Source organism: Enterobacter sp. 18A13 (assembly GCF_007035975.1).
Taxonomy (GTDB): domain Bacteria; phylum Pseudomonadota; class Gammaproteobacteria; order Enterobacterales; family Enterobacteriaceae; genus Enterobacter; species Enterobacter vonholyi.
Genome location: NZ_AP019634.1, coordinates 430,703 through 452,489, shown reverse-complemented (window position 1 = coordinate 452,489; position 21,787 = coordinate 430,703). Strand labels below are relative to the sequence as shown.

At 56.0% G+C, this 21,787-nt stretch carries 19 protein-coding genes and 2 tRNA genes; 4 read left to right on the top strand and 17 right to left on the bottom strand.

The window, feature by feature from the left end; genetic code table 11:
- The first annotated feature begins 89 nt into the window (after positions 1-89).
- On the top strand, positions 90-1,364 hold the full coding sequence (locus tag FOY93_RS02155; protein ID WP_133293629.1) for an MFS transporter: 1,275 nt from the start codon (positions 90-92) through the stop codon (positions 1,362-1,364).
- Between the two features lie 82 nt (positions 1,365-1,446).
- On the opposite strand, the gene rlmB is transcribed toward FOY93_RS02155, so the two are convergent.
- The 14 genes from rlmB to nnr all read right to left on the bottom strand — a co-directional run bounded on the left by rlmB (position 1,447) and on the right by nnr (position 17,209).
- On the bottom strand, positions 1,447-2,178 hold the full coding sequence (gene rlmB, locus FOY93_RS02150) for a 23S rRNA (guanosine(2251)-2'-O)-methyltransferase RlmB (protein ID WP_058840431.1): 732 nt from the start codon (positions 2,176-2,178) through the stop codon (positions 1,447-1,449).
- 66 nt (positions 2,179-2,244) lie between these two features.
- Complete coding sequence (rnr, locus tag FOY93_RS02145; RefSeq protein ID WP_143344563.1) at positions 2,245-4,686, bottom strand: ribonuclease R; 2,442 nt, start codon at positions 4,684-4,686, stop codon at positions 2,245-2,247.
- A 38-nt stretch (positions 4,687-4,724) separates the two neighbouring features.
- On the bottom strand, positions 4,725-5,150 hold the full coding sequence (nsrR, locus tag FOY93_RS02140) for a nitric oxide-sensing transcriptional repressor NsrR (RefSeq protein ID WP_111965420.1): 426 nt from the start codon (positions 5,148-5,150) through the stop codon (positions 4,725-4,727).
- A gap of 192 nt (positions 5,151-5,342) precedes the next feature.
- A complete protein-coding gene (locus FOY93_RS02135) occupies positions 5,343-6,641 on the bottom strand; it encodes an adenylosuccinate synthase (protein WP_006178975.1) in 1,299 nt (432 codons plus the stop codon).
- A 104-nt stretch (positions 6,642-6,745) separates the two neighbouring features.
- On the bottom strand, positions 6,746-6,943 hold the full coding sequence (locus tag FOY93_RS02130; protein ID WP_003855996.1) for a DUF2065 domain-containing protein: 198 nt from the start codon (positions 6,941-6,943) through the stop codon (positions 6,746-6,748).
- A 71-nt stretch (positions 6,944-7,014) separates the two neighbouring features.
- The gene (hflC, locus tag FOY93_RS02125) at positions 7,015-8,019 is read right to left on the bottom strand and encodes a protease modulator HflC (protein WP_111965392.1); all 1,005 of its coding nucleotides are present in this window, start codon (positions 8,017-8,019) and stop codon (positions 7,015-7,017) included.
- 2 nt (positions 8,020-8,021) lie between these two features.
- Positions 8,022-9,278, bottom strand: coding sequence for an FtsH protease activity modulator HflK (gene hflK, locus FOY93_RS02120; protein ID WP_133293628.1), 1,257 nt, complete (start codon positions 9,276-9,278; stop codon positions 8,022-8,024).
- Between the two features lie 56 nt (positions 9,279-9,334).
- Positions 9,335-10,615, bottom strand: a complete 1,281-nt coding sequence (gene hflX / locus FOY93_RS02115; protein ID WP_133293627.1) for a ribosome rescue GTPase HflX — start codon at positions 10,613-10,615, stop codon at positions 9,335-9,337.
- 74 nt (positions 10,616-10,689) lie between these two features.
- Positions 10,690-11,001, bottom strand: coding sequence for an RNA chaperone Hfq (gene hfq, locus FOY93_RS02110; protein WP_023334248.1), 312 nt, complete (start codon positions 10,999-11,001; stop codon positions 10,690-10,692).
- Positions 11,002-11,086: 85 nt separating this feature from the next.
- Complete coding sequence (gene miaA, locus FOY93_RS02105) at positions 11,087-12,037, bottom strand: tRNA (adenosine(37)-N6)-dimethylallyltransferase MiaA (RefSeq protein WP_143344562.1); 951 nt, start codon at positions 12,035-12,037, stop codon at positions 11,087-11,089.
- Positions 12,030-13,874, bottom strand: a complete 1,845-nt coding sequence (mutL, locus tag FOY93_RS02100) for a DNA mismatch repair endonuclease MutL (protein WP_143344561.1) — start codon at positions 13,872-13,874, stop codon at positions 12,030-12,032. Before mutL ends, miaA begins: the two co-directional genes overlap by 8 nt.
- Before the next feature lie 9 nt (positions 13,875-13,883).
- Complete coding sequence (gene amiB, locus FOY93_RS02095; protein ID WP_143344560.1) at positions 13,884-15,215, bottom strand: N-acetylmuramoyl-L-alanine amidase AmiB; 1,332 nt, start codon at positions 15,213-15,215, stop codon at positions 13,884-13,886.
- Between the two features lie 16 nt (positions 15,216-15,231).
- Entirely contained in the window at positions 15,232-15,693 is a 462-nt protein-coding gene (gene tsaE, locus FOY93_RS02090; RefSeq protein WP_143344559.1) for a tRNA (adenosine(37)-N6)-threonylcarbamoyltransferase complex ATPase subunit type 1 TsaE, read from the bottom strand.
- Positions 15,686-17,209: a bifunctional ADP-dependent NAD(P)H-hydrate dehydratase/NAD(P)H-hydrate epimerase gene (gene nnr / locus FOY93_RS02085; protein ID WP_143344558.1), complete on the bottom strand. Its 1,524-nt coding sequence runs from the start codon at positions 17,207-17,209 to the stop codon at positions 15,686-15,688. The genes tsaE and nnr overlap by 8 nt, the downstream gene beginning before the upstream one ends.
- Here nnr and queG point away from each other — a divergent pair.
- On the top strand, positions 17,208-18,347 hold the full coding sequence (gene queG, locus FOY93_RS02080) for a tRNA epoxyqueuosine(34) reductase QueG (RefSeq protein ID WP_136195722.1): 1,140 nt from the start codon (positions 17,208-17,210) through the stop codon (positions 18,345-18,347). The two genes, nnr and queG, sit on opposite strands and share 2 nt — an antisense overlap.
- Positions 18,348-18,617: 270 nt before the next feature.
- Here the strand turns inward: queG and FOY93_RS02075 are convergent.
- The 3 genes from FOY93_RS02075 to orn form a co-directional block, all read right to left on the bottom strand.
- A tRNA-Gly gene (locus FOY93_RS02075) sits at positions 18,618-18,693 on the bottom strand.
- Positions 18,694-18,730: 37 nt separating this feature from the next.
- A tRNA-Gly gene (locus tag FOY93_RS02070) sits at positions 18,731-18,806 on the bottom strand.
- A gap of 196 nt (positions 18,807-19,002) precedes the next feature.
- On the bottom strand, positions 19,003-19,548 hold the full coding sequence (gene orn, locus FOY93_RS02065; protein WP_023310130.1) for an oligoribonuclease: 546 nt from the start codon (positions 19,546-19,548) through the stop codon (positions 19,003-19,005).
- A 107-nt stretch (positions 19,549-19,655) separates the two neighbouring features.
- Between orn and rsgA the strand changes: the two genes are divergently transcribed.
- Complete coding sequence (gene rsgA / locus FOY93_RS02060) at positions 19,656-20,708, top strand: small ribosomal subunit biogenesis GTPase RsgA (protein WP_023334242.1); 1,053 nt, start codon at positions 19,656-19,658, stop codon at positions 20,706-20,708.
- A gap of 97 nt (positions 20,709-20,805) precedes the next feature.
- A complete protein-coding gene (gene asd / locus FOY93_RS02055; protein ID WP_115876634.1) occupies positions 20,806-21,774 on the top strand; it encodes an archaetidylserine decarboxylase in 969 nt (322 codons plus the stop codon).
- Positions 21,775-21,787 lie beyond the last annotated feature (13 nt).

Below are 21,787 nucleotides of genomic sequence, written 5' to 3'. Positions count from 1 at the left end.
GAAATAGCTCACAGAACATAAGAATAAACTATTTCATGACTTCGCTTTTGTTGAATAATTTATTCTTACCCTTTTCAATGAGGATCGTTATGCAACCGGATGCGCACAAGCGAGCATTAATTGCCGGCTCCATTGGTAACTTTATCGAGTGGTATGAGTTTGCGGTCTACGGTTTTCTGGCGACCGTCATTGCGAAGAACTTCTTCCAGCTTGAAGGGGAAGCTGGGCTTACCAGCCTGATCCTCACCTACGCCTCATTCGCCATCGCCTTCTTCTTCCGTCCGCTGGGTGCGGTGGTGTTTGGCCGCATCGGCGACCGAATTGGCCGAAAGCCGACGCTCATTATTGTGCTGGTACTCATGACGCTGGCCACCGCCGCCATCGGCATTGTGCCGGTCTATGCCAGCATCGGCATTGCCGCACCGCTGATCGTTACGCTGCTTCGCATCCTGCAGGGACTGTTCGCCGGCGGCGAGTACGGCGGTGCGGTCTCGCTGATGACGGAGTTCGCCCCGCGCGGCAGGCGCGGCCTCTATGGCGCGTGGCAGTCCTTTACCGTGGCGCTGGGGCTGCTGGCGGGCGCAGGCATCGTGGCGCTGCTCTCCGCCCTCCTCACGCCTGAAGCCCTGCACGACTGGGGCTGGCGCATTCCTTTCTTCCTGGCGCTGCCCATGGGTGTTGTTGCGCTGTGGCTTCGCGTCAGCATGGAGGAGACGCCCAGCTTTGTGCAGCAGCAGGACAAACCGGCTGTCGCTCAGGCGGATATTGCCGCTACGCTCAGGGCCATCGTGATGGGGATTGGGCGCGTAATGGTCTGGTCTGCGGCGGGTTACACTTACCTGGTGATTATGCCGACCTATCTCCAGTCGGCGCTACACACCGGGTTTAACCAGGCGCTGCTGATCGCGGTGATTTCGAACGTTGGGTTTGCGCTGACCATCATTCCGTCGGGGATCCTGAGCGATAGGATCGGGCGTCGCACGGTGATGATTATCGCCACCGCGCTGCTGCTGATCCTCGCCCTGCCGCTGCTGAAACTTCTGCAGGCGGAGTCCAGCACGCTGGCGGTGAAGGCTGTTGTGGTGTTGATTGCGGGCGGTCTGGTGGGCATGCTGGCGGGGCCGGGCCCGGCGATGCTCTCTGAGATGTTCCCGACGCGCGTGCGCTATACCGGGCTGGGGCTGGCCTACTCGTTATCGAACGCGATTTTCTCGGGATGCGCAGGGTTAATCATTACCGGGCTGATTAAGCAGACGGGTAACCTGGATATTCCGGCGTATTACGTGATGGCAACGGCGGTGGTGAGTATTTTCGCGCTGATGACTCTGAGGAAGGATGACCATTTGCGGTCGTTAGAGGAGTGAGGTTGTTTTGCCGGGTGGCGGCTTCGCCTTACCCGGCCTACAAAACCGTAGGCCCGGTAAGCGAAGCGCCACCGGGCGAAAATCAGCTACGCTGACGCACCGCTTCAAACAGGCAAATACCCGTCGCAACAGACACGTTCAGGGAGGACACGCTGCCCGCCATCGGGATGCTGATCAGCTCATCGCAGTGCTCGCGGGTCAGACGACGCATGCCTTCACCTTCCGCCCCCATCACCAGCGCCAGACGGCCGGTCATTTTGCTCTGGTACAGAGTATGATCCGCTTCACCGGCAGTCCCGACGATCCAGATGTTCTCTTCCTGCAGCAGACGCATGGTGCGCGCCAGGTTGGTCACGCGGATCAGCGGAACGTTTTCCGCCGCGCCGCAGGCCACCTTCTTCGCCGTCGCGTTCAGCTGCGCGGAGCGATCTTTCGGTACGATCACCGCATGCACGCCCGCTGCATCGGCGCTGCGCAGACACGCGCCGAGGTTGTGCGGATCGGTTACGCCATCGAGGATCAGGAAGAATGGGTTATCCAGCTCAGCGATCAGATCCGGCAGATCGTTTTCCTGATACTGACGGCCCGGCTTCACGCGGGCAATGATCCCCTGGTGAACCGCGCCTTCACTTTTTTCATCCAGGAACTGGCGGTTCGCCAGCTGGATCACCACGCCCTGCGCTTCCAGGGCGTGGATCAGCGGCATCAGACGTTTATCTTCACGCCCTTTCAGAATAAACACTTCCTGAAAACGCTCCGGTGCGCGCTCGAGAAGGGCCTGCACCGCGTGGATGCCGTAAATCATTTCACTCATTGATGGTTCTCGTAATAAGTATTTCCCCTCCCCCCGTTGGGGAGAGGGTCAGGATGAGGGGAGATTTTACTCCGCCTGCTTTTTCTTGGCCGCGCGCTTCGCTTTGGTGGCGGCCGCTATTTTCTGTGTCTTCGCGGAAGGTTTCTTCGCTGAACGGGCTTCTTTCTTCGCCGCCTTCGGCTTCTGCTTCTTCTCACCGCGGAACGCGCTGTCCGGCTCGAAGTTCACCTTCTTACCGGCCTGACGGCGCTTGCCGCTCGTTTTGCCGTTTCCGCCTTTTTTCGCTCTTTCGCGTTCGGTTTTACCGACGTTACGCGGGGCGCGCTCGCTGGAGATCAGGCTGAAGTCGATTTTACGGTCGTCCATATTCACGGCCTCAACCTTCACTTCCACACGGTCGCCCAGACGATAGGTCTGGCCGCCAGATTCGCCAATCAGACGCTGGCCGACCTGGTCGAAGCGGTAGTAGTCATTATCCAGGCTGGAGACGTGCACCAGACCGTCGATGAACAGCTCGTCCAGACGAACGAAGAAGCCAAAGCCGGTCACGCTGGCAATCACACCTTTGAAGACGTTACCGACCTGGTCCAGCATAAAGTCACACTTCAGCCAGTCCGCCACGTCGCGGGTGGCTTCATCGGCACGGCGTTCGGTCATGGAGCAGTGCTGACCCAGCTGCAGCATCTCTTCCATCGAATAGTGGTAGCCACCGGTTTCGGTGGTGTTCCCTTTATGTCCCTGCTCCTGCGCCAGCAGATACTTGATCGCACGGTGCAGGGAGAGGTCAGGATAACGACGGATCGGCGACGTAAAGTGGGCGTAAGACTGCAGCGCCAGGCCGAAGTGTCCGCGGTTTTCCGGATCGTAAATCGCCTGCTTCATTGAGCGCAGCAGCATCGTCTGCAGCATTTCTGCATCAGGACGATCGCTAATGGATTCCAGCAGCTCGGCGTAATCGCGCGGCTCTGGCTTGCCGCCGCCCGGCAGCTCCAGGCCCAGTTCAGCCAGCACGGAGCGGAACGCGGTGATGGCTTCCGTCGACGGTTTATCGTGGATACGGAACAGCGCAGGCTCTTTGGCTTTCTCAACGAAGCGTGCCGCCGAGATATTCGCCAGAATCATACATTCTTCGATCAGCTTGTGCGCATCATTACGCTGGGTCTGTTCGATACGCTCAATGCGGCGCTCGGCGTTGAAGATAAATTTCGCTTCTTCACTCTCAAACGAGATCCCGCCGCGCTCTTCGCGCGCCTGATCCAGCGTTTTGTAGAGGTTATGCAGCTCTTCGATGTGTTTGACCAGCGGCGCGTACTGTTCGCGCAGATCCTGGTCGCCCTGCAGCATATGCCAGACCTTGGTATAGGTCAGACGCGCGTGCGAGCTCATCACCGCTTCGTAGAACTTGTAGCCGGTTAAGCGCCCTTTGGTGGAGATGGTCATCTCGCAAACCATACAGAGGCGATCAACCTGCGGGTTCAGGGAACACAGGCCGTTAGAGAGCACTTCCGGCAGCATCGGCACGACCTGGGACGGGAAGTAGACCGAGGTACCGCGGCTGCGCGCTTCGTTATCCAGCGGAGTGTGCGGACGAACATAGTAGCTTACGTCTGCAATAGCGACCCACAGACGCCAGCCGCCGCCGCGTTTTTTCTCGCAGTAGACGGCGTCATCGAAGTCACGGGCGTCTTCACCGTCGATCGTAACCAGCGGCAGGGAGCGGAGATCCACGCGGCCCACTTTGGATTCTTCCGGCACTTCTTCACGCAGGCTTTCGATCTGCTCTTCAACCGCTTTCGGCCAGATGTACGGAATTTCGTGGGTGCGCAGCGCCATATCAACGGCCATGCCGGTGCCCATATTATCGCCCAGCACTTCGACGATTTTACCTACCGCTTTGGTGCGACGGGTTGGGCGCTGGGTAAGTTCCACCACCACCACAAAGCCCATGCGGGCGCCCATCACTTCTTCAGGTGGGATCAGGATGTCGAAGCTCAGACGGCTGTCGTCCGGCACCACGAACCCAACGCCCGCGTCGGTAAAGTAGCGGCCGACAATCTGGCTGGTTTTTGGCACCAGAACGCGCACGACGCGCGCTTCTCGGCGACCTTTACGGTCGGCGCCCAGCGGCTGTGCCAGGATCTGGTCGCCGTGGATGCACATTTTCATCTGTTCAGATGAGAGATACAGATCGTCTTTACGGCCTTCCACGCGCAGGAAGCCGAAGCCATCGCGGTGACCAATGACGGTCCCTTTCAGCAGATCGAGGCGTTCCGGCAGCGCGTAGCACTGGCGGCGGGTAAAGACCAGTTGCCCGTCGCGCTCCATCGCGCGCAGGCGGCGGCGAAGGGCTTCAATCTGCTCTTCACCTTCAATATTTAATTCAACGGCAAGTTCTTCACGATTGGCGGGTTTTTCGCGTTTTGTTAAGTGTTCAATGATGAACTCGCGGCTGGGGATAGGATTCGCGTATTTTTCGGCTTCGCGTTCCTGGAAAGGATCGTGTGACATGTCGGTTCCTCCGTTGTCAGCTCCGGTGGAAATTTTCTTCATTCCACCAGCAATAATTTATAAAGCGGTTGATTCTCTTCAACCAAATCGGCCAGCGTGTAGTTATCCAGTTCCATGAGAAAACTTTGCACGGCCTTAGAAAGCGCCTGTTTCAGGCGGCAAGCGGGCGTGATGTGGCAGAACTCGCTGCTGCAGTTCACCAGAGACAGCGGCTCCAGTTCACGTACCACATCGCCAACACGAATACTCTGTGCCGGTTTACCGAGACGGATCCCACCATTCTTCCCGCGGACGGCAGCAACGTATCCGGCACGACTAAGTTGATTGATTATTTTGACCATATGATTACGGGATACGCCGTAGACCTCTGTCACTTCAGAGATACTGGTCATCTTCCCCTCGGGTAACGACGCCATGTAAATCAGCGCACGTAAGCCGTAATCGGTGAAACTTGTTAACTGCACATCAACCTCAGGAAAAAGGGAAATCGCGGACAAACCGCAGAGATATTCATTAATGATGATAAACCAGCCAGATAGTTAGCGGCTAATTTATTTGACAGACGGGGCGAAAAAGCGGAGATCCAGGAGCGGTCGCCGGATGGCGCTACACTTATCCGGCCTACGGGTCTCCCCGCAGGCCAGCAGTCACGAAGATTATGCGTCGAACGGGTCGCGCAGGATCATCGTTTCAGTACGATCCGGGCCGGTAGAAATAATATCGATCGGCACTTCGGTCAGTTCTTCAATGCGCTTGATGTAATCCAGCGCCGCCTGCGGCAGGCCGCTACGCTCTTTCACACCGAAGGTGGTCTCAGACCAGCCCGGCATGGTTTCGTAGATTGGCTCAATGCCTTCCCAGTCGTCAGCAGCCAGCGGAGTGGTGGTCACTTCGCGGCCATCTGGCATACGGTAGCCGACGCAGATTTTCACTTCTTTCAGGCCGTCCAGTACGTCCAGCTTGGTCAGGCAGAAGCCAGACAGGGAGTTGATCTGCACAGCACGACGCACGGCAACCGCATCCAGCCAGCCGGTACGACGACGACGACCGGTGGTCGCGCCAAACTCGTTACCCTGCTTGCACAGGAACTCGCCGGTTTCATCAAACAGTTCGGTCGGGAATGGACCCGCACCCACGCGAGTGGAGTACGCTTTGATGATGCCCAGGACGTAATCCACATAACGTGGACCCAGGCCAGAGCCGGTCGCCACGCCACCCGCGGTGGTGTTAGAGGAGGTGACGTACGGATAGGTACCGTGGTCGATGTCCAGCAGCGTACCCTGCGCACCTTCGAACATGACGAAATCGCCACGCTTGCGCGCCTGGTCCAGCAGATCGGACACATCAACAACCATACCGGTCAGAATGTCTGCAATCGCCATGACGTCATCCAGCACTTTCTGGTAGTCAACAGCGTCAGCTTTATAGAAGTTCACCAGCTGGAAGTTGTGATATTCCATCACTTCTTTCAGTTTTTCAGCGAAGGTCGCTTTGTCGAAGAGATCGCCCACGCGCAGACCGCGGCGTGCAACTTTATCTTCGTAAGCCGGGCCGATACCACGACCGGTGGTGCCGATCGCTTTCGCGCCACGCGCTTTCTCACGCGCTACGTCCAGCGCCACGTGATAATCCAGGATCAGCGGGCAGGCTTCGGAGAGCAGCAGACGCTCACGAACAGGGATACCACGGTCTTCCAGACCTTTCATCTCTTTCATCAGCGCCGCTGGAGACAGCACAACGCCGTTACCGATGATGCTGGTGACGTTTTCGCGAAGAATGCCTGATGGAATAAGATGGAGGACGGTTTTTTCACCGTTGATTACGAGAGTATGGCCTGCGTTGTGACCGCCCTGGTAGCGCACAACATATTTAGCCCGTTCAGTCAGAAGATCAACAATCTTCCCTTTACCTTCGTCACCCCATTGGGTGCCCAGTACGACGACGTTGTTACCCATTTTTTTCAAAATCACCGTTTGCTTAAAAATGGATTCTACCATCGCTTTTTCAGATATACAGCACTTTTTGACCTCAAAATACGCCGATTGCGCCTACTTTTTGATCAGCCAATCGTTTTCCTCAACATGTAGTAGATCACGATGCCCGCAACCACAAGACCGCCGCCAAAACGACGTAAAATATTATCCGGCAGTTGGCTCATGGTGGCGATCATTCGACGCCAGGCGCGTGGATAGAGCATCGGTCCCAGGCCTTCAAGCACCAGGACCAGGGCCAGCGCGAGCCAGATCGTTGAATTCATTTTTGTTCCTTATAAAAGAAAACCACCGCTCCGTTGAGAGCGGTGGTTTGAATACTCAAACGAGCCTGAGTTTATCGCGTTGCGTTAGTCGGCGTCTTCATATAACGGAAGAAATCGCTGTCCGGGCTAAGCACCATCACATCCTGGCTGCTCTGGAAGCTATTCTCGTAGGCACGCAGGCTACGGATAAAGGCATAGAAGTCAGGATCCTGGCTGAAGGCATCAGCAAACAGCTTCGCGGCTTCCGCATCACCTTCACCGCGCAGGATACGGCCCTGGCGCTCAGATTCCGCCAGCGTCTTGGTGACTTCGTAGTCTGCTGCAGCACGCAGCTTCTCAGCCTCTTCCTGGCCCTGTGAACGGTGACGACGGGCTACCGCTTCACGCTCGGCGCGCATACGGTTGTAAATCGCCTCGGACACTTCCACCGGCAGGTTGATCTGCTTGATACGCACGTCAACGACTTCGATACCCAGTGCAGCCATACTGTTCGGATTGATCACCGGCACTTTACCGTTGGTTTCCGCCTGAACACGTTCAGCCGCTTTGGCAATCGCATCGTCTGCTGCCGGCGTTGAAACTTCATCTTCAGTGCCCGCTGTGCCGGAGTTTAGCGCATCGCGAACTTCCAGGGTCAGACGACCACGGGAGTCGGTCACGATGTCTTTCACATCCAGACGACCAATCTCAGAACGCAGACGGTCAGAGAACTTACGTTTCAGCAGCACTTCTGCCTGAGAAACGTCACCGCCGCCCGTTGCCAGGAAGTAACGGCTGAAATCGCTGATGCGCCATTTGATATAGGAATCAACGATCAGGTCTTTCTTCTCTTTGGTCACAAACCGATCTGCCTGGTTATCCATGGTCTGGATACGCGCATCAAGCGTTTTTACGGACTGAATGAACGGCACCTTGAAGTGCAGACCCGGCTCGTAAATCACCGGGCGTTTGTCGCCATCACGCACGACGCTGCTGAACTGGAACTTGATCCCACGCTCGCCCTCTTTCACCACAAAGATCGAGGTATAAAGCACGACCAGTACGATGACGATGATCGCAATAACTGACTTACGCATCCTTATTCCCCCTGACGCTGGTAGTCGTTACGCTGCGCGTTAGCACGGCGTTGGTCCATAATGTCACCATCGTTCGAAGAAGGCGTTGTGTTCGTGCTGGCGCTGCCTGTTGAGGCTGGCGGCAGACGCAGCAGGTTGTTCGCTCCGCTGGTATCTTTTGCTGCCGGTGCAGAACTGCCCTTCAGCATCTGATCCAGCGGCAGCACCATCAGGTTTCCGCCTTTACTATCGTTAACCAACACTTTGCGGGTGTGGCTCAGCACTTTTTCCATGGTCTCGATATAGAGACGCTCACGGGTAATTTCCGGCGCCGCTTTGTATTCAGGCAGGATCTTCGCAAAGCGAGCCACTTCACCCTGAGCTTCCAGGATGGTCTGGGTCTTATACGCGCGCGCTTCTTCCAGAATACGCTGCGCCTGACCGTTAGCGCGTGGCTGAACTTCGTTGGTGTACGCTTCTGCTTCACGGATGTATTGCTGTTCGTTTTCACGGGCAGCAATCGCATCGTCAAATGCGGCTTTCACCTCTTCCGGCGGACGCGCAGCCTGGAAGTTGACGTCCAGCAGGGTGATACCCATGTTGTACGGACGAATGGTCTCTTCCAGCTCGCGCTGGGTATCGCTACGAATAACGGTACGACCTTCGGTCAGGATACGGTCCATGGTGTATTTTCCGATGACACCACGCAGGGCGCTGTCAGTCGCCTGACGCAGGCTGTCATCGGCGCTGGTCACGCTAAACAGGTAACGCTCAGGATCGGTCACGCGGTACTGCACGTTCATCTCAACGCGCACCACGTTTTCGTCAGAGGTCAGCATCACGCCGGAGGCGGCCAGTTCACGGACAGATTCCACGTTTACCGCGGTCACGTCGTCAATGAAGGTTGGCTTCCAGTTCAGACCCGGCTCAACCAGATGGCTGAACTTACCGAAACGGGTGACTACGCCGCGTTCTGCTTCTTTAATGGTGTAGAACCCGCTGGCTGCCCAGATGATGACTACCGCAGCGGCCACGATGCCCACTACGCGGCCCCCCATTGGCGGGCGCGTACTCTGAGTGGAATTGCCACCCGAGCCAGAACCTTTTCCTCCGCCAAGGCCACCAAGCTTCTTGCTCAGTTTGCGGAAGATATCATCCAGATCCGGCGGCCCCTGCTCGCGACCACCTTTGTTGCCATTTCCCTCAGAGTTGCCGCCAGGTTTGCTGCTTCCCCACGGGTCGCGGTCTTGTCCGTTATTACCGGGCTGATTCCACGCCATGTATATGCTCCATATTTGTTATGCAAGGGCGAATTATTCAGGCATCCCCTTTCTGATCAGACTATATAGTCGACCAGCGCAGGTTCTTGTTTACAGAGGCGACGCCAGTCAACGATCGGCATACGCACCTGCATCCCCACGCTGCCGTCATCCTCCATCCACTCTTTTTCTATCGCCTGAAGCTGATAAAACCGGCTGCGCAGCCTGCCTTCCTGTGGCGGCAGTCGCAGCGTGTGCTGAGCTACCTCACCGGAAAGACGTTCTGTCAAAGCCTGGAAAAGCAGTGGCACACCAATACCGGTCTGGGCAGAAAGCCAGACCCGAATTGGTTTGTTTTCTTCATCTCTGTCGATACGCGGTTCGAAATCGTCCAGCACATCGATCTTGTTCATGACCAACAGCGTTGGGATCTCGTGAGCATCGATTTCTTCGAGCACCACATTCACCGCGTCAATGTTCTCCTGCACGCGCACGTCTGCTGCATCAATCACGTGCAGCAGCAGAGTCGCCTGTCGCGTCTCCTGCAGGGTGGCTTTAAACGCCGCCACAAGGTCATGCGGCAGGTGGCGAATAAAACCTACGGTATCCGCCAGCACCGTTTCACCGACGTCTGCAACGTCAATACGGCGCAGCGTAGGGTCCAGGGTCGCAAACAGCTGGTCTGCGGCATACACCTGGGCCTCAGTTATCTGGTTAAACAGGGTGGATTTACCGGCGTTGGTATAGCCCACCAGCGACACCGTCGGGATGTCGGCTTTGGTGCGCGCCCGACGCCCCTGTTCACGCTGTTTCTCTACACGTTCCAGACGTGAGAGGATCTGGGTAATTCGGCCACGCAGTAAACGACGGTCGGTTTCGAGCTGGGTTTCACCCGGACCGCGCAAACCAATCCCGCCTTTTTGTCTTTCAAGGTGTGTCCAGCCACGCACCAGACGCGTTGCCAGATGGCGCAGCTGCGCCAGCTCAACCTGCAGTTTCCCTTCATGGGTACGTGCACGCTGAGCAAAAATATCTAAAATCAAACCCGTGCGATCGATAACACGGCATTCGCAAAGGGCTTCCAGGTTGCGCTCCTGGGCTGGAGACAGCGCATGATCAAACAACACGACTGACGCGCCGGTTGCTTTTACGGCATCCGCAATTTCGACTGCTTTACCTTCACCAACAAAATACTTTGGGTGCGGCGCTTTACGGCTACCGGTAATCACCTGCATTGCTTCGACACCGGCGGAAGAGACCAGAGATTCAAACTCCTGGAGGTCTTCCATATCTTTGTCTTGCGAAAAATAGATGTGTACCAGCACCGCCTGCTCACCGGCATCATAACGGTCAAACAAGCGTAAACCTCTCTAAAAAGATCAGCGGGGAACGCAGGATCCCTGGCTCCCCGTGTGGATAACAGTGCGAAACCTTATTCGGTCTCGTCGCTGTCCTGCGCCGGCGTTGAAGAACCCTGCGCGCTGCTGCCATGATGGTAGTTACTACCAGTGCCGCCGCCAGCGTTATTGCTGTGATGAGATACCGGACGGGACGGAACAACAGTAGAAATAGCGTGCTTGTAGACCATCTGACTGACCGTGTTTTTCAACAGAATCACAAACTGATCGAAAGACTCAATCTGACCTTGCAGCTTAATACCATTCACCAAATAAATAGAAACTGGAACACGTTCCCGACGCAATGCGTTCAGGAACGGATCTTGTAAAGATTGCCCCTTAGCCATTCTATCTTTTCCTTATATGCTTGTTTTGTACTTAGAACCTTGCGATTCTGAAAAATTGCGCACGATACGCCTCAATTGTACACATTCAGTGAGCGATATCACCAACAACCTCAATCACTTCGTTTAACGCCTGTTGCGGTTTTTCACTGTCTAACCAGTGAACACCCTCCCAACCGCGCAACCAGGTGATCTGGCGCTTCGCTAACTGTCTCGTGGCGCAAACACCTCTATAAACCATTTCATCGTATGAAATCTCACTTTCAAGATACGACCACATCTGGCGGTATCCCACACAACGAATGGAAGGCATGTCCGTATGCAAATCTCCACGGGCAAAAAGCGCCCGCACTTCTGCTTCAAAATCTGAAGCTAACATCTGATGAAAACGCTGCTCAATCCGCTGATGGAGCAGTTCACGGCTCGCCGGGGCGATGGCGAACTGATGCACCTGATACGGCAGAGCGTCTCCTGACGTTTGCGTCAGTTCCGTTAAAGTTTTACCCGAAATGAAAAAAACTTCCAGTGCCCGGGAAAGCCTTTGCGGATCATTTGGATGGATCCGCGCTGCAGCAACCGGGTCAATCTCCGCCAGTTGCTGATGCAAAACGTCCCAACCCTGCTCTGCCGCCTGCTGCTCAATTTTTGCTCTTATTTCCGGATCCGCGGATGGCAGAGGTGACAACCCCTCCAGCAGCGCCTTGAAGTAGAGCATGGTTCCGCCAACCAACAGCGGTATACGCCCCGCCGCCGTTATCTCTGCCATCTCGGCTAAGGCATCCCGGCGAAAATCCGCTGCGGAGTAAGCCTGAGCCGGGTCGAGTATATCCAGCAAACGGTGCGGTGCCGCGCGCAGTTCTTCTGCGTCAGGCTTCGCCGTGCCGATATCCATCCCTCGGTAGATAAGGGCGGAGTCGACGCTAATCAACTCTACAGGCAAAACTTTACGCAACTCAATGGCTAGCGCCGTTTTGCCGGAGGCCGTTGGGCCCATTAAAAAAATTGCCTTAGGCAGGCTCGCCTTACTTGCGTCAATCATGTTTCAGGGCGTTCATCGCCGTTTGTAAATCAACAGGTTGTAATAACCCACCCGGCGGCGCTTTCACCAGATGCGGACAGAGGCGTTCAACCTCCGCCAGCACGCTGATGGCCTGTGCCATGCTCCACGGCGCGTGTTCGCTTGCCAGATGGCGGGCGATCCACTGCGCGGTGTTGGCGGCATCAAACGATGTTTGCTGCGCCAGGTAGCCTATCAGTTCAGGAATCAAGTTTTGTAAATTTTGTTGGCGTAAGGGTAAAGGCACTGCACGAATTGTCACATGTTGTGGTTCGAGCACAGTTTCAATACCCATCTGCGCCAGCTGCGGCTCTGCACGCTGCAATACCCTTGTTTCATCAGGGGATATTTTCAGGCGAACCGGAATCAAGAGCGGCTGCGCACAGGCTGCATTTTCGCCGGGCGTGAGCTGCACCTGCTTAAGCCAGCGTTCGGCGACCGGCAGTGCCATAAGCATCAGTTTGCCGTCACGCTCAAGCAATGCCATGTCGGGCGCGATAATCGTCAGCACCCGGCCAAAACTTTGGCTATGCCCGTCCAGAGAAGGCTGAGCGGCAGGAATGTACTCTTTACGCTCCACGGCTGGCGTTTCCAGCAATTTGCGGTACAACGCTCCCTGCTGCTTCTGATAACCAGGCTGGGCATTCGGGTAGTTCGCGCCCGTTGGACGCGGTGCGCTCCCTGCCGGGGAGAAACGCGGGGTCTCCGGTTCACGCGCGACGGCAGGCTCCGCAAAATGGTTGCGCCCTGCCGCCACACGGTTTTCGGGCAGCGGACGCGGTACAGGAGCGTCGTTCTCCAGCGGCAGCGTTGGCTCTGCCTGCTGCTGCAACACGGTGGCCACGCCCTGATAAATGAAGTCGTGAACCAGACGCGACTGGTGGAACCGCACCTCATGCTTGGCAGGATGAACGTTCACATCCACCTGATGCGGGTCGATGTCCAGATAAAGGACGAAAGCAGGTTGCTGATCGGCCCCAAGCTTGTCTTCGCATGCCTGGCGAATCGCGTGATTGATAAGACGATCGCGCATCATGCGGCCGTTGACGTAGCAATACTGAATTTCCGAGAACGCAGCACTGCTCGCGTTTGGATCGGCAACCCAGCCGCGTAAAGCCAGATCGCCGTGCTGCCATTCTATAGCCAGCGCCTGTTCCAGAAACGGCGTCCCGCAGATAGCGCCCAGGCGACGCTCTTTCTGTCCGCCTTCCGCCACCGCGCGGTACTGGCGCATCACCTTGCCGTTGTGGCTGAGGTTGATGGTGACATCGAAGCGGGCCAGCGCGATACGGCGAATGATCTCGTCAATATGGCCGAACTCGGTCTTCTCGGTACGCATAAACTTGCGTCGGGCGGGAGTGTTGTAGAAGAGATCTAATACTTCAAGCGTCGTCCCGACAGGATGCGCCGCCGGTTTGACCGTCACATCCATGTCGCGCCCTTCGGCGTAAGCCTGCCAGGCTTCCTGCTGTTCAGCGGTACGGGAGGTCAGCGTTAAACGCGAAACCGAGCTGATACTGGCCAGCGCTTCTCCGCGAAAACCGAGGCTAATAATCGCTTCCAGATCGTCCAGAGAGGCGATTTTACTGGTGGCGTGACGAGCCAGCGCCAGCGACAGCTCCTCTTTTTTAATGCCACAGCCGTTGTCCCGAATGCGGATAAGCTTCGCGCCACCGCGTTCGATATCAATATCGATGCGGGTTGCGCCCGCATCAAGGCTGTTTTCCACCAGCTCCTTCACCACCGACGCAGGGCGTTCCACCACCTCACCGGCGGCGATTTGGTTCGCGAGCTGCGGCGGTAGAACCTGAATCGGCATGAATTCTCCTTAGTTGGTCGCGGTCATCTCACCCGGCAGCGCTGCGCTGGCCGTCTGGGCAGCGCCGCTCTGCGGCGCAGACTGCAGAGGATGCGCCTCAAAATATTTGCGTAAACCGTTATAAATCGCTTCGGCAATTTGCTGCTGGTAACTGTCGCTTCCCAACAGACGCTCTTCACCGTTGTTACTGATAAAGCCCGTCTCTACAAGGATGGACGGAATATCCGGCGAGCGCAGAACGCCGAGGCTGGCATGTTCCGGACGACGCTTATGCAGCACGCCAACGCTTTGCAGCTGGTTCAATACGTTAGTGGCGACATCATACCCGACGCGCTGAGAATGACCGAACTGTAAATCCAGCACCGCCTGGCTGAGGTACGGATCGGACTGGCTGTTCGCCAGCACGTCGCCCGCACCGCCTAGCAGTTCAGACTGCTTTTCATGCTCTTCCAGCCAGTTGGCCATTTCGCTGTTAGCGCGACGGTTCGACAGCACCCAAACCGAGGCGCCGGTGGCGCTACGATTCGGTGCGGCGTCCGCATGAATGGAGACCAGGAAGTTTGCGTTTTGCTTACGCGCCACATCCGAGCGCCCCATTACGGAGATAAAGTAATCCCCGTCGCGGGTCAACACGCCTTTAAACATAGGGTCGTCATTAAGTAGCGAACGCAGTTTACGCGCGATAGCGATAGTTACGTTTTTCTCTCGCGTGCCGCCAGGACCAATCGCCCCGGGATCTTCCCCGCCGTGACCCGCATCAATGGCGATAATCACTTTGTCACCGCTGACCGTCGCGCGTCGCGCGCTGGCCGCCGGACGCGTCACCGTATCACTGCTGGTTGCCGCAGTGATGCGATCGTTCTGCGATTTAAACGGATTACGCGCAGGTTCAGCAGGACGCGGCGTATACACCGGTTCTTCCACCCGCTTCGCTACGACCGGCGGCGGCGGCGGTGCGTCGGCATTGATGGTAAAGACCACCGTATAGTTCGCCCCGTTTTGCTGCTTCACCGCCTTCGTTTTGCCCTTTTCGGTCAGATCGACCACCAGGCGTAACGACTGGCTATCCTGCGGCGTACCCGAACGGATACTTTTCACCAGGTTGTTGCCGCTAAACCGCAGCGGTAATCCCTGGATCACGCCTGTCTGCTTGATATCCAGCGCCACGCTGTGGCTGTCTGGCTGTGAAAACGCATACTCAGGATCGCCCATAAAGCTGAACGTGATTCGAGCCTGGCTTTCGCCGTTAGATACCTGAATATCTGAGAGGTTTGCCGCCCCGGCCTGCGCGCACAGCAGCACGGTGGCAGCCAACACCCAACCTTTAACGCGATTTATCATCCCGTCATCCCTACGCTTAACCGGCCAGACGCGCCAGTAAGGAACTGCCTGATGAGGAAACAGCACTGATGCGTGCCTCACGCCCTTGAGCCTGGTAATTTAAGTGAATTTCGACATCCGGGTCAGGCAGCACACCCGCACCTTGTTGCGGCCACTCCACCAGGCAAATGGCGTCGTTGGCAAAATAATCACGGATCCCCATAAATTCCAGCTCCTCAGGATCCGCAAGGCGGTATAAATCGAAGTGGTACACCATGAGATTTTCAAGGGTGTACGGTTCTACCAGCGTGTAGGTTGGGCTTTTCACATTCCCGTTATGCCCTAACGCCTGCAAAAAACCCCGGCTGAAGGTGGTTTTACCCGCACCTAAATCACCATACAGATAAATGACGGTTGCCCCCTGACAGGCCTGCGCCACGCGCTTGCCGAGTTCTAAAGTGGCTTGTTCATCAGGTAAAGGAATCGCTCGATTAGTCATTTTCTACGTCAATCACATCCGGGTTAACAACACGCCGCAGCGTGCAAAAAAGATCCGTGGCCAGCATACCGCGTGTACCGTAACGCGCAGCCAGTTTATCCGCCGCGACACCGTGGGCCACGCAGCCCGCACAGGCTGCATCATAAAGGGGAAGTTTCTGTCCAAGCAATGCGCCAATGATGCCGGAAAGCACATCGCCCATTCCGCCGCTCGCCATGCCCGCATTTCCGGCATCAATAATGCCCAGCATCTCATCACTGGCAACAATGGTTCCTGCCCCTTTTAAAACAGCAACACCTCCGTAACGTTTTACCAGACGCTGAGCAGAAAGTAAGCGATCGTTTTCAATTTCTGCCACGCTGCAGTTAAGCAGGCGCGCGGCTTCGCCGGGGTGTGGTGTCAGAATGCGATTGTGACGCTTATCCGGGTTTATTGCCAGAAGGTTAAGCGCGTCGGCATCCCACAGCATCGGTTTACGAAAATTCTCGACCTTTTGCAGGGCCTGTTTACCCCATGACTGCTGCCCAAGCCCGGGGCCAATCACCACCACATCCGCCCATTCCAGGCATTCTTCAAGCGCCTGGGGCGTAAGCTCATGGACCATCAGTTCCGGCCGAGCGGTGATTATGGGCGCAATATTCTCAATGCGAGTGAGCACTCGCACTAATCCGGCACCGCTGCGCAGAGCCGCTTCACCCGTCATACGAATCGCACCAGCCGTACCGTGGTCTCCTCCCACAATCACCAGCCTGCCGTGATCGCCCTTATGGGACGTTGGTCGGCGCGGCGGGAGCCACGCTGCAAGCTGCGACGCATCAAAACGCGCCAGGTGCGTTTCCTGCCCGGACAGCCAGCTCTCCAGCCCCAGCGCATGGTGGTGCAAAACGCCAACGACGTCTCGTGCTTTACCGGTCAGTAGCCCCGGCTTGAGGGCGATGAAGGTCACCGTATGTGCAGCCTCAATGACCGCTCCCGGCGTCGCGCCGGTTTGTGCAATCAGGCCAGAGGGAATATCCAGGGCGACTACCGGCGCGGAATGTCTGTTAGCGTGTTCAATAAGCGCGGCAATATTTTCGCGCGGCGCGCTATGCAGCCCGGTGCCCAGAAGACCATCAACAATCAGATCCACCTCTTCCGGCCAGACGATATCAGGCGCATGAATTACACCGCCTGCGTTAAGCCATGCCTCCCGCGCCGCGCCAGCCTCTTCCGGCAGCGGTTTATCACTTTCGAGAGCCAGCAAGGTCACGCGGATACCGGCCACAACCGCCAAACGGGCGACGACGTAGCCGTCACCGCCGTTATTGCCGTGCCCGCACAGAATCAGCCAGTGAGCAGCCTGCGGGTACGCGCTGCGGGCAACGTTAAACGCCGCCTCACCCGCACGTAGCATCAGTTCATAGAGGGTAATCCCGAGGCTGTCTGCGGCCTCTTTTTCGGCACGCCGGAGGTCATCCGCATGCCAGATGGAATGTGGTATACTTGCGGGGTTTTTCTTCACCGTATGGTCCGTCATGTCACAGCCCCTCGATTTCAATGAATTAGCGCAAAAAATAAAACAGTGGGGTGCTGAGCTTGGCTTCCAGAAGGTGGGCATTACCGATACCGACCTTTCCGCCAGCGAGCCGAAACTGCAGGCCTGGCTGGACAAACAATACCACGGCGAAATGGAATGGATGGCGCGTCATGGCATGATGCGCGCCCGTCCTCACGAGCTTTTGCCGGGCACATTACGCGTCATCAGCGTGCGCATGAACTATCTACCCGCCAACGCGGCCTTTGCGCGCACGCTAAAAAATCCCTCTTTGGGTTACGTCAGCCGGTACGCTTTGGGTCGTGATTACCATAAGCTCTTGCGTAACCGCTTAAAAAAACTCGGGGAAACCATTCAGCAGCACTGTGTTTCGCTGAATTTTAGACCCTTTGTCGATTCTGCGCCTATTCTTGAGCGCCCGATCGCCGAAAAAGCCGGGCTTGGATGGACAGGTAAGCACTCACTTATCCTCAGCCGTGACGCCGGATCGTTCTTCTTCCTGGGCGAACTGCTGATTGATTTACCGCTGCCGGTAGACGGCCCGGTCGAAGAAGGCTGCGGGCGCTGCGTGGCCTGCATGACCATCTGCCCGACGGGTGCTATCGTCGAGCCTTACACTGTTGATGCACGCCGCTGCATCTCCTACCTCACTATCGAGCTGGAAGGGGCCATTCCAGAGGAATTCCGGCCACTTATTGGCAACCGCATCTACGGTTGCGACGACTGCCAGCTGATCTGCCCGTGGAACCGCTATTCACAGCTCACGGACGAAGAGGATTTCAGCCCGCGTAAGGCGCTGCATGCGCCGCAGCTCATTGAGCTGTTCGCCTGGAGCGAAGCATGGTTCCTGAAAGTGACGGAGGGTTCGGCCATTCGCCGTATTGGTCATTTGCGCTGGCTGCGTAATGTTGCCGTCGCGCTGGGGAATGCCCCGTGGGAGGAAGCGAATATACGGGCGCTTGAAAGCCGTCGAGGTGAGCACCCACTTCTTGATGAGCACATCGAGTGGGCGATTGCGCAGCAAATTGAGAAACGTAATGCCTGCGTTGTCGAGGTGCAGCTGCCGAAGAAACAGCGTCTGGTGAGGGTGATTGAAAAAGGGCTTCCGCGGGATGCCTGAACTATTCACAGCCTGTGAATAAAATTACAAACTCAAGCGCCATCTGGGCTGGAGAAGAGGTCAAGTGATCTCAATAACATTTTGAAATCAAATTTTATGTTTTAAATACAGCGCGTTATGGAGATATTATTCACCCTGCTAAGTTTTAACCCTGTTTCGGTTAAGCGCAGTTTCTGTGGATAACTCTGTTCACAAGATTATTTCAGAGACAATAGAAAACGTCCCCAGCGACGCTTTTCGCTGTGGATATTTTAGAGATGAAGAAGAATTTGGAGCGGGAAACGAGACTCGAACTCGCGACCCCGACCTTGGCAAGGTCGTGCTCTACCAACTGAGCTATTCCCGCTTGGGCAGTCTGTGCTGTGAAAGCACTTTTCAAATTTTGGAGCGGGAAACGAGACTCGAACTCGCGACCCCGACCTTGGCAAGGTCGTGCTCTACCAACTGAGCTATTCCCGCAAATCTGCACTGCTTTTGTTGCTGTCGTAACGTGTAATTCTCTGTCGTTACGGGAGGCGCATTATACGAGAAATCCTTTTAGCTGCAACCCCCCTTAAAGCGATTTTTTCGAAATTAAGTTCAAATGCTTATTAAATCGGCAAGCTGAACAATTTAACGACAAAAACCCGGCCACGCAAGGCGCCGGATCGCAAAATCACAGCTTAATAAAGTTTTCACGGTAGTAAGAAAGCTCCGCCACGGACTCTCGGATATCGTCCATTGCCTGGTGCGTCCCCTGCTTTTTAAAGCCGTCGAGGATTTCAGGCTTCCAGCGACGCGCCAGCTCTTTCAAAGTGCTGACATCCAGATAACGGTAGTGGAAGTAAGATTCCAGCTCCGGCATGTACTTAAACAGGAAACGGCGATCCTGGCCGATGCTATTGCCGCAGATAGGGGATTTGCCTGCCGGAACCCACTGTTTCAGGAACTCAAGCGTCGCCAGCTCCGCCTCACGGTCGCCGAACGTGCTCGCCTTCACGCGCTCCACCAGGCCACTGCCGGTGTGGGTACGCACGTTCCATTCATCCATCAAAGCCAGCTGGTCGTCGGACTGATGCACCGCAATCGTTGGCCCTTCAGCCAGGATATTCAGGTTGGCGTCCGTCACCAGAGTTGCAATTTCAATGATGCGATCGCGCTCGGGATCCAGCCCGGTCATTTCGAGATCGATCCAAATCAGGTTGTTTTCATCCGCGCTCATGTTATTTTCCACCCTTCTCGCATAACCGGCAGTAGCAGGTTAACTAGTATTAATTAGAGTGTATCATAGAGGTTTTGCCCCTTACGGGCGACCAGGAGCCAGCGCGATTGAGTAAAAATAAACTCTCCAAAGGGCAGCAGCGCCGCGTAAACGCCAACCACCAGCGCCGTCTTAAAACCACTTCGGAGAAGCCGGATTATGACGACAACCTGTTTGGTGAAGCGACAGAAGGCGTAGTCATCAGCCGTTTCGGTATGCATGCCGATGTCGAATCCGCCGACGGTGACATTCACCGTTGCAATATCCGCCGGACCATTCGTTCCCTGGTGACCGGCGATCGCGTGGTCTGGCGTCCGGGTAAAGAGGCAGCTGAAGGTGTCACGGTTAAGGGCATCGTTGAAGCCGTGCATGAACGCACGTCGGTGCTCACCCGCCCGGATTTCTACGATGGCGTAAAACCAATTGCCGCCAACATTAACCAGATCGTCATTGTTTCGGCGATTTTACCCGAACTTTCGCTCAACATTATCGACCGATACCTTGTCGCCTGCGAAACGCTGCAGGTTGAACCGATCATCGTGTTGAATAAAATCGATCTGCTGGATGACGACGGCATGGCCTTCGTGAATGAGCAGATGGATATCTACCGTAAGATCGGGTATCGCGTGCTGATGGTCTCCAGCCATACCAAAGATGGCCTTAAGCCGTTAGAAGAGGCGCTGACCGACCGTATCAGCATCTTTGCGGGCCAGTCCGGCGTAGGTAAATCGAGCCTGCTGAACAACCTGCTTGGCCTCCAGCAAGAGATCCTGACCAACGATGTGTCCAACGTCTCTGGACTGGGCCAGCACACCACCACCGCCTCGCGTCTGTATCATTTCCCGCACGGCGGCGACGTGATCGACTCCCCGGGCGTGCGTGAGTTCGGTTTGTGGCACCTTGAGCCGGAACAAATCTTTAACGGATTTGTCGAATTCCATGATTATTTAGGCGCTTGTAAATACCGCGATTGTAAACACGATAACGACCCTGGCTGCGCTATCCGTGAAGCGGTTGAGAAAGGCGAGATCGCGGAAACCCGCTTCGAGAATTACCACCGTATTCTTGAGAGCATGGAAGACGTAAAAACGCGTAAAAACTTTTCTGATTCTGATAACTGACAACTAAGCTAAGCATCGCTAAAATCGTCCCCCTTTTTCAGGTTCCGGCGGCTTAACGCCGGATCAGGAACGACAAAACAATGGCCTGGAGGCTACCTTGTTAAACGCATTTAAACTTTCGCTTCAATACATTCTGCCAAAACTGTGGCTCACTCGCCTGGCGGGCTGGGGCGCAAGCAAACGCGCGGGCTGGCTGACCAAACTGGTCATCGACCTTTTCGTAAAATATTACAAGGTCGATATGAAAGAGGCGCAAAAGCCGGATACCGCCAGCTACCGCACCTTCAACGAGTTCTTCGTGCGCCCGCTGCGTGACGAAGTGCGCCCGCTGAACACCGACCCTAACGTCCTGGTGATGCCCGCAGACGGCGTCATTAGCCAGTTGGGTAACATCGAAGACGACAAAATCCTGCAGGCGAAGGGCCATAACTACAGTCTGGAAGCGCTGCTGGCAGGTAACTACCTGATGGCGGATCTGTTCCGCAACGGTACGTTTGCCACCACCTATCTGTCACCGCGCGACTATCACCGCGTGCACATGCCGTGTAACGGTATCCTGCGTGAAATGATTTATGTCCCGGGCGACCTTTTCTCCGTCAACCACCTGACCGCGCAGAACGTGCCGAACCTGTTTGCCCGTAACGAGCGCGTCATCTGTCTGTTCGATACTGAATTTGGCCCTATGGCACAGATTCTGGTGGGTGCAACCATCGTAGGCAGCATTGAAACCGTCTGGGCCGGCACCATCACCCCACCGCGCGAAGGCGTGATCAAACGCTGGACCTGGCCTGCCGGTGAAGCGGAAGGCTCTGTGGCCCTGCTCAAAGGTCAGGAGATGGGTCGCTTTAAGCTGGGCTCCACCGTGATCAACCTGTTTGCACCTGGCAAAGTGAAACTGGCTGAACAGCTCGAAAGCCTGTCGGTCACCAAGCTGGGTCAGCCGCTGGCGGTCTCAACCGAAACCTTCGTGACGCCGGAAGCAGAACCAGCACCGCTGTCACAGGAAGAGATTAACGCCGAGCACGACGCCAGCCCGCTGGTTGACGACAAAAAAGACGAAGGCTAACAATAGAAGGATC

Bases quoted from the DNA above. Each gene is read 5' to 3' on its own strand.
- FOY93_RS02155 (WP_133293629.1), top strand. From the start codon at position 90: ATGCAACCGGATGCGCACAAGCGAGCATTAATTGCCGGCTCCATTGGT.
- rlmB (WP_058840431.1), bottom strand. From the start codon at position 2,178: ATGAGTGAAATGATTTACGGCATCCACGCGGTGCAGGCCCTTCTCGAG.
- rnr (WP_143344563.1), bottom strand. From the start codon at position 4,686: ATGTCACACGATCCTTTCCAGGAACGCGAAGCCGAAAAATACGCGAAT.
- FOY93_RS02135 (WP_006178975.1), bottom strand. From the start codon at position 6,641: ATGGGTAACAACGTCGTCGTACTGGGCACCCAATGGGGTGACGAAGGT.
- FOY93_RS02130 (WP_003855996.1), bottom strand. From the start codon at position 6,943: ATGAATTCAACGATCTGGCTCGCGCTGGCCCTGGTCCTGGTGCTTGAA.
- hflC (WP_111965392.1), bottom strand. From the start codon at position 8,019: ATGCGTAAGTCAGTTATTGCGATCATCGTCATCGTACTGGTCGTGCTT.
- hflK (WP_133293628.1), bottom strand. From the start codon at position 9,278: ATGGCGTGGAATCAGCCCGGTAATAACGGACAAGACCGCGACCCGTGG.
- hfq (WP_023334248.1), bottom strand. From the start codon at position 11,001: ATGGCTAAGGGGCAATCTTTACAAGATCCGTTCCTGAACGCATTGCGT.
- miaA (WP_143344562.1), bottom strand. From the start codon at position 12,037: ATGATTGACGCAAGTAAGGCGAGCCTGCCTAAGGCAATTTTTTTAATG.
- mutL (WP_143344561.1), bottom strand. From the start codon at position 13,874: ATGCCGATTCAGGTTCTACCGCCGCAGCTCGCGAACCAAATCGCCGCC.
- amiB (WP_143344560.1), bottom strand. From the start codon at position 15,215: ATGATAAATCGCGTTAAAGGTTGGGTGTTGGCTGCCACCGTGCTGCTG.
- tsaE (WP_143344559.1), bottom strand. From the start codon at position 15,693: ATGACTAATCGAGCGATTCCTTTACCTGATGAACAAGCCACTTTAGAA.
- queG (WP_136195722.1), top strand. From the start codon at position 17,208: ATGTCACAGCCCCTCGATTTCAATGAATTAGCGCAAAAAATAAAACAG.
- nnr (WP_143344558.1), bottom strand. From the start codon at position 17,209: ATGACGGACCATACGGTGAAGAAAAACCCCGCAAGTATACCACATTCC.
- orn (WP_023310130.1), bottom strand. From the start codon at position 19,548: ATGAGCGCGGATGAAAACAACCTGATTTGGATCGATCTCGAAATGACC.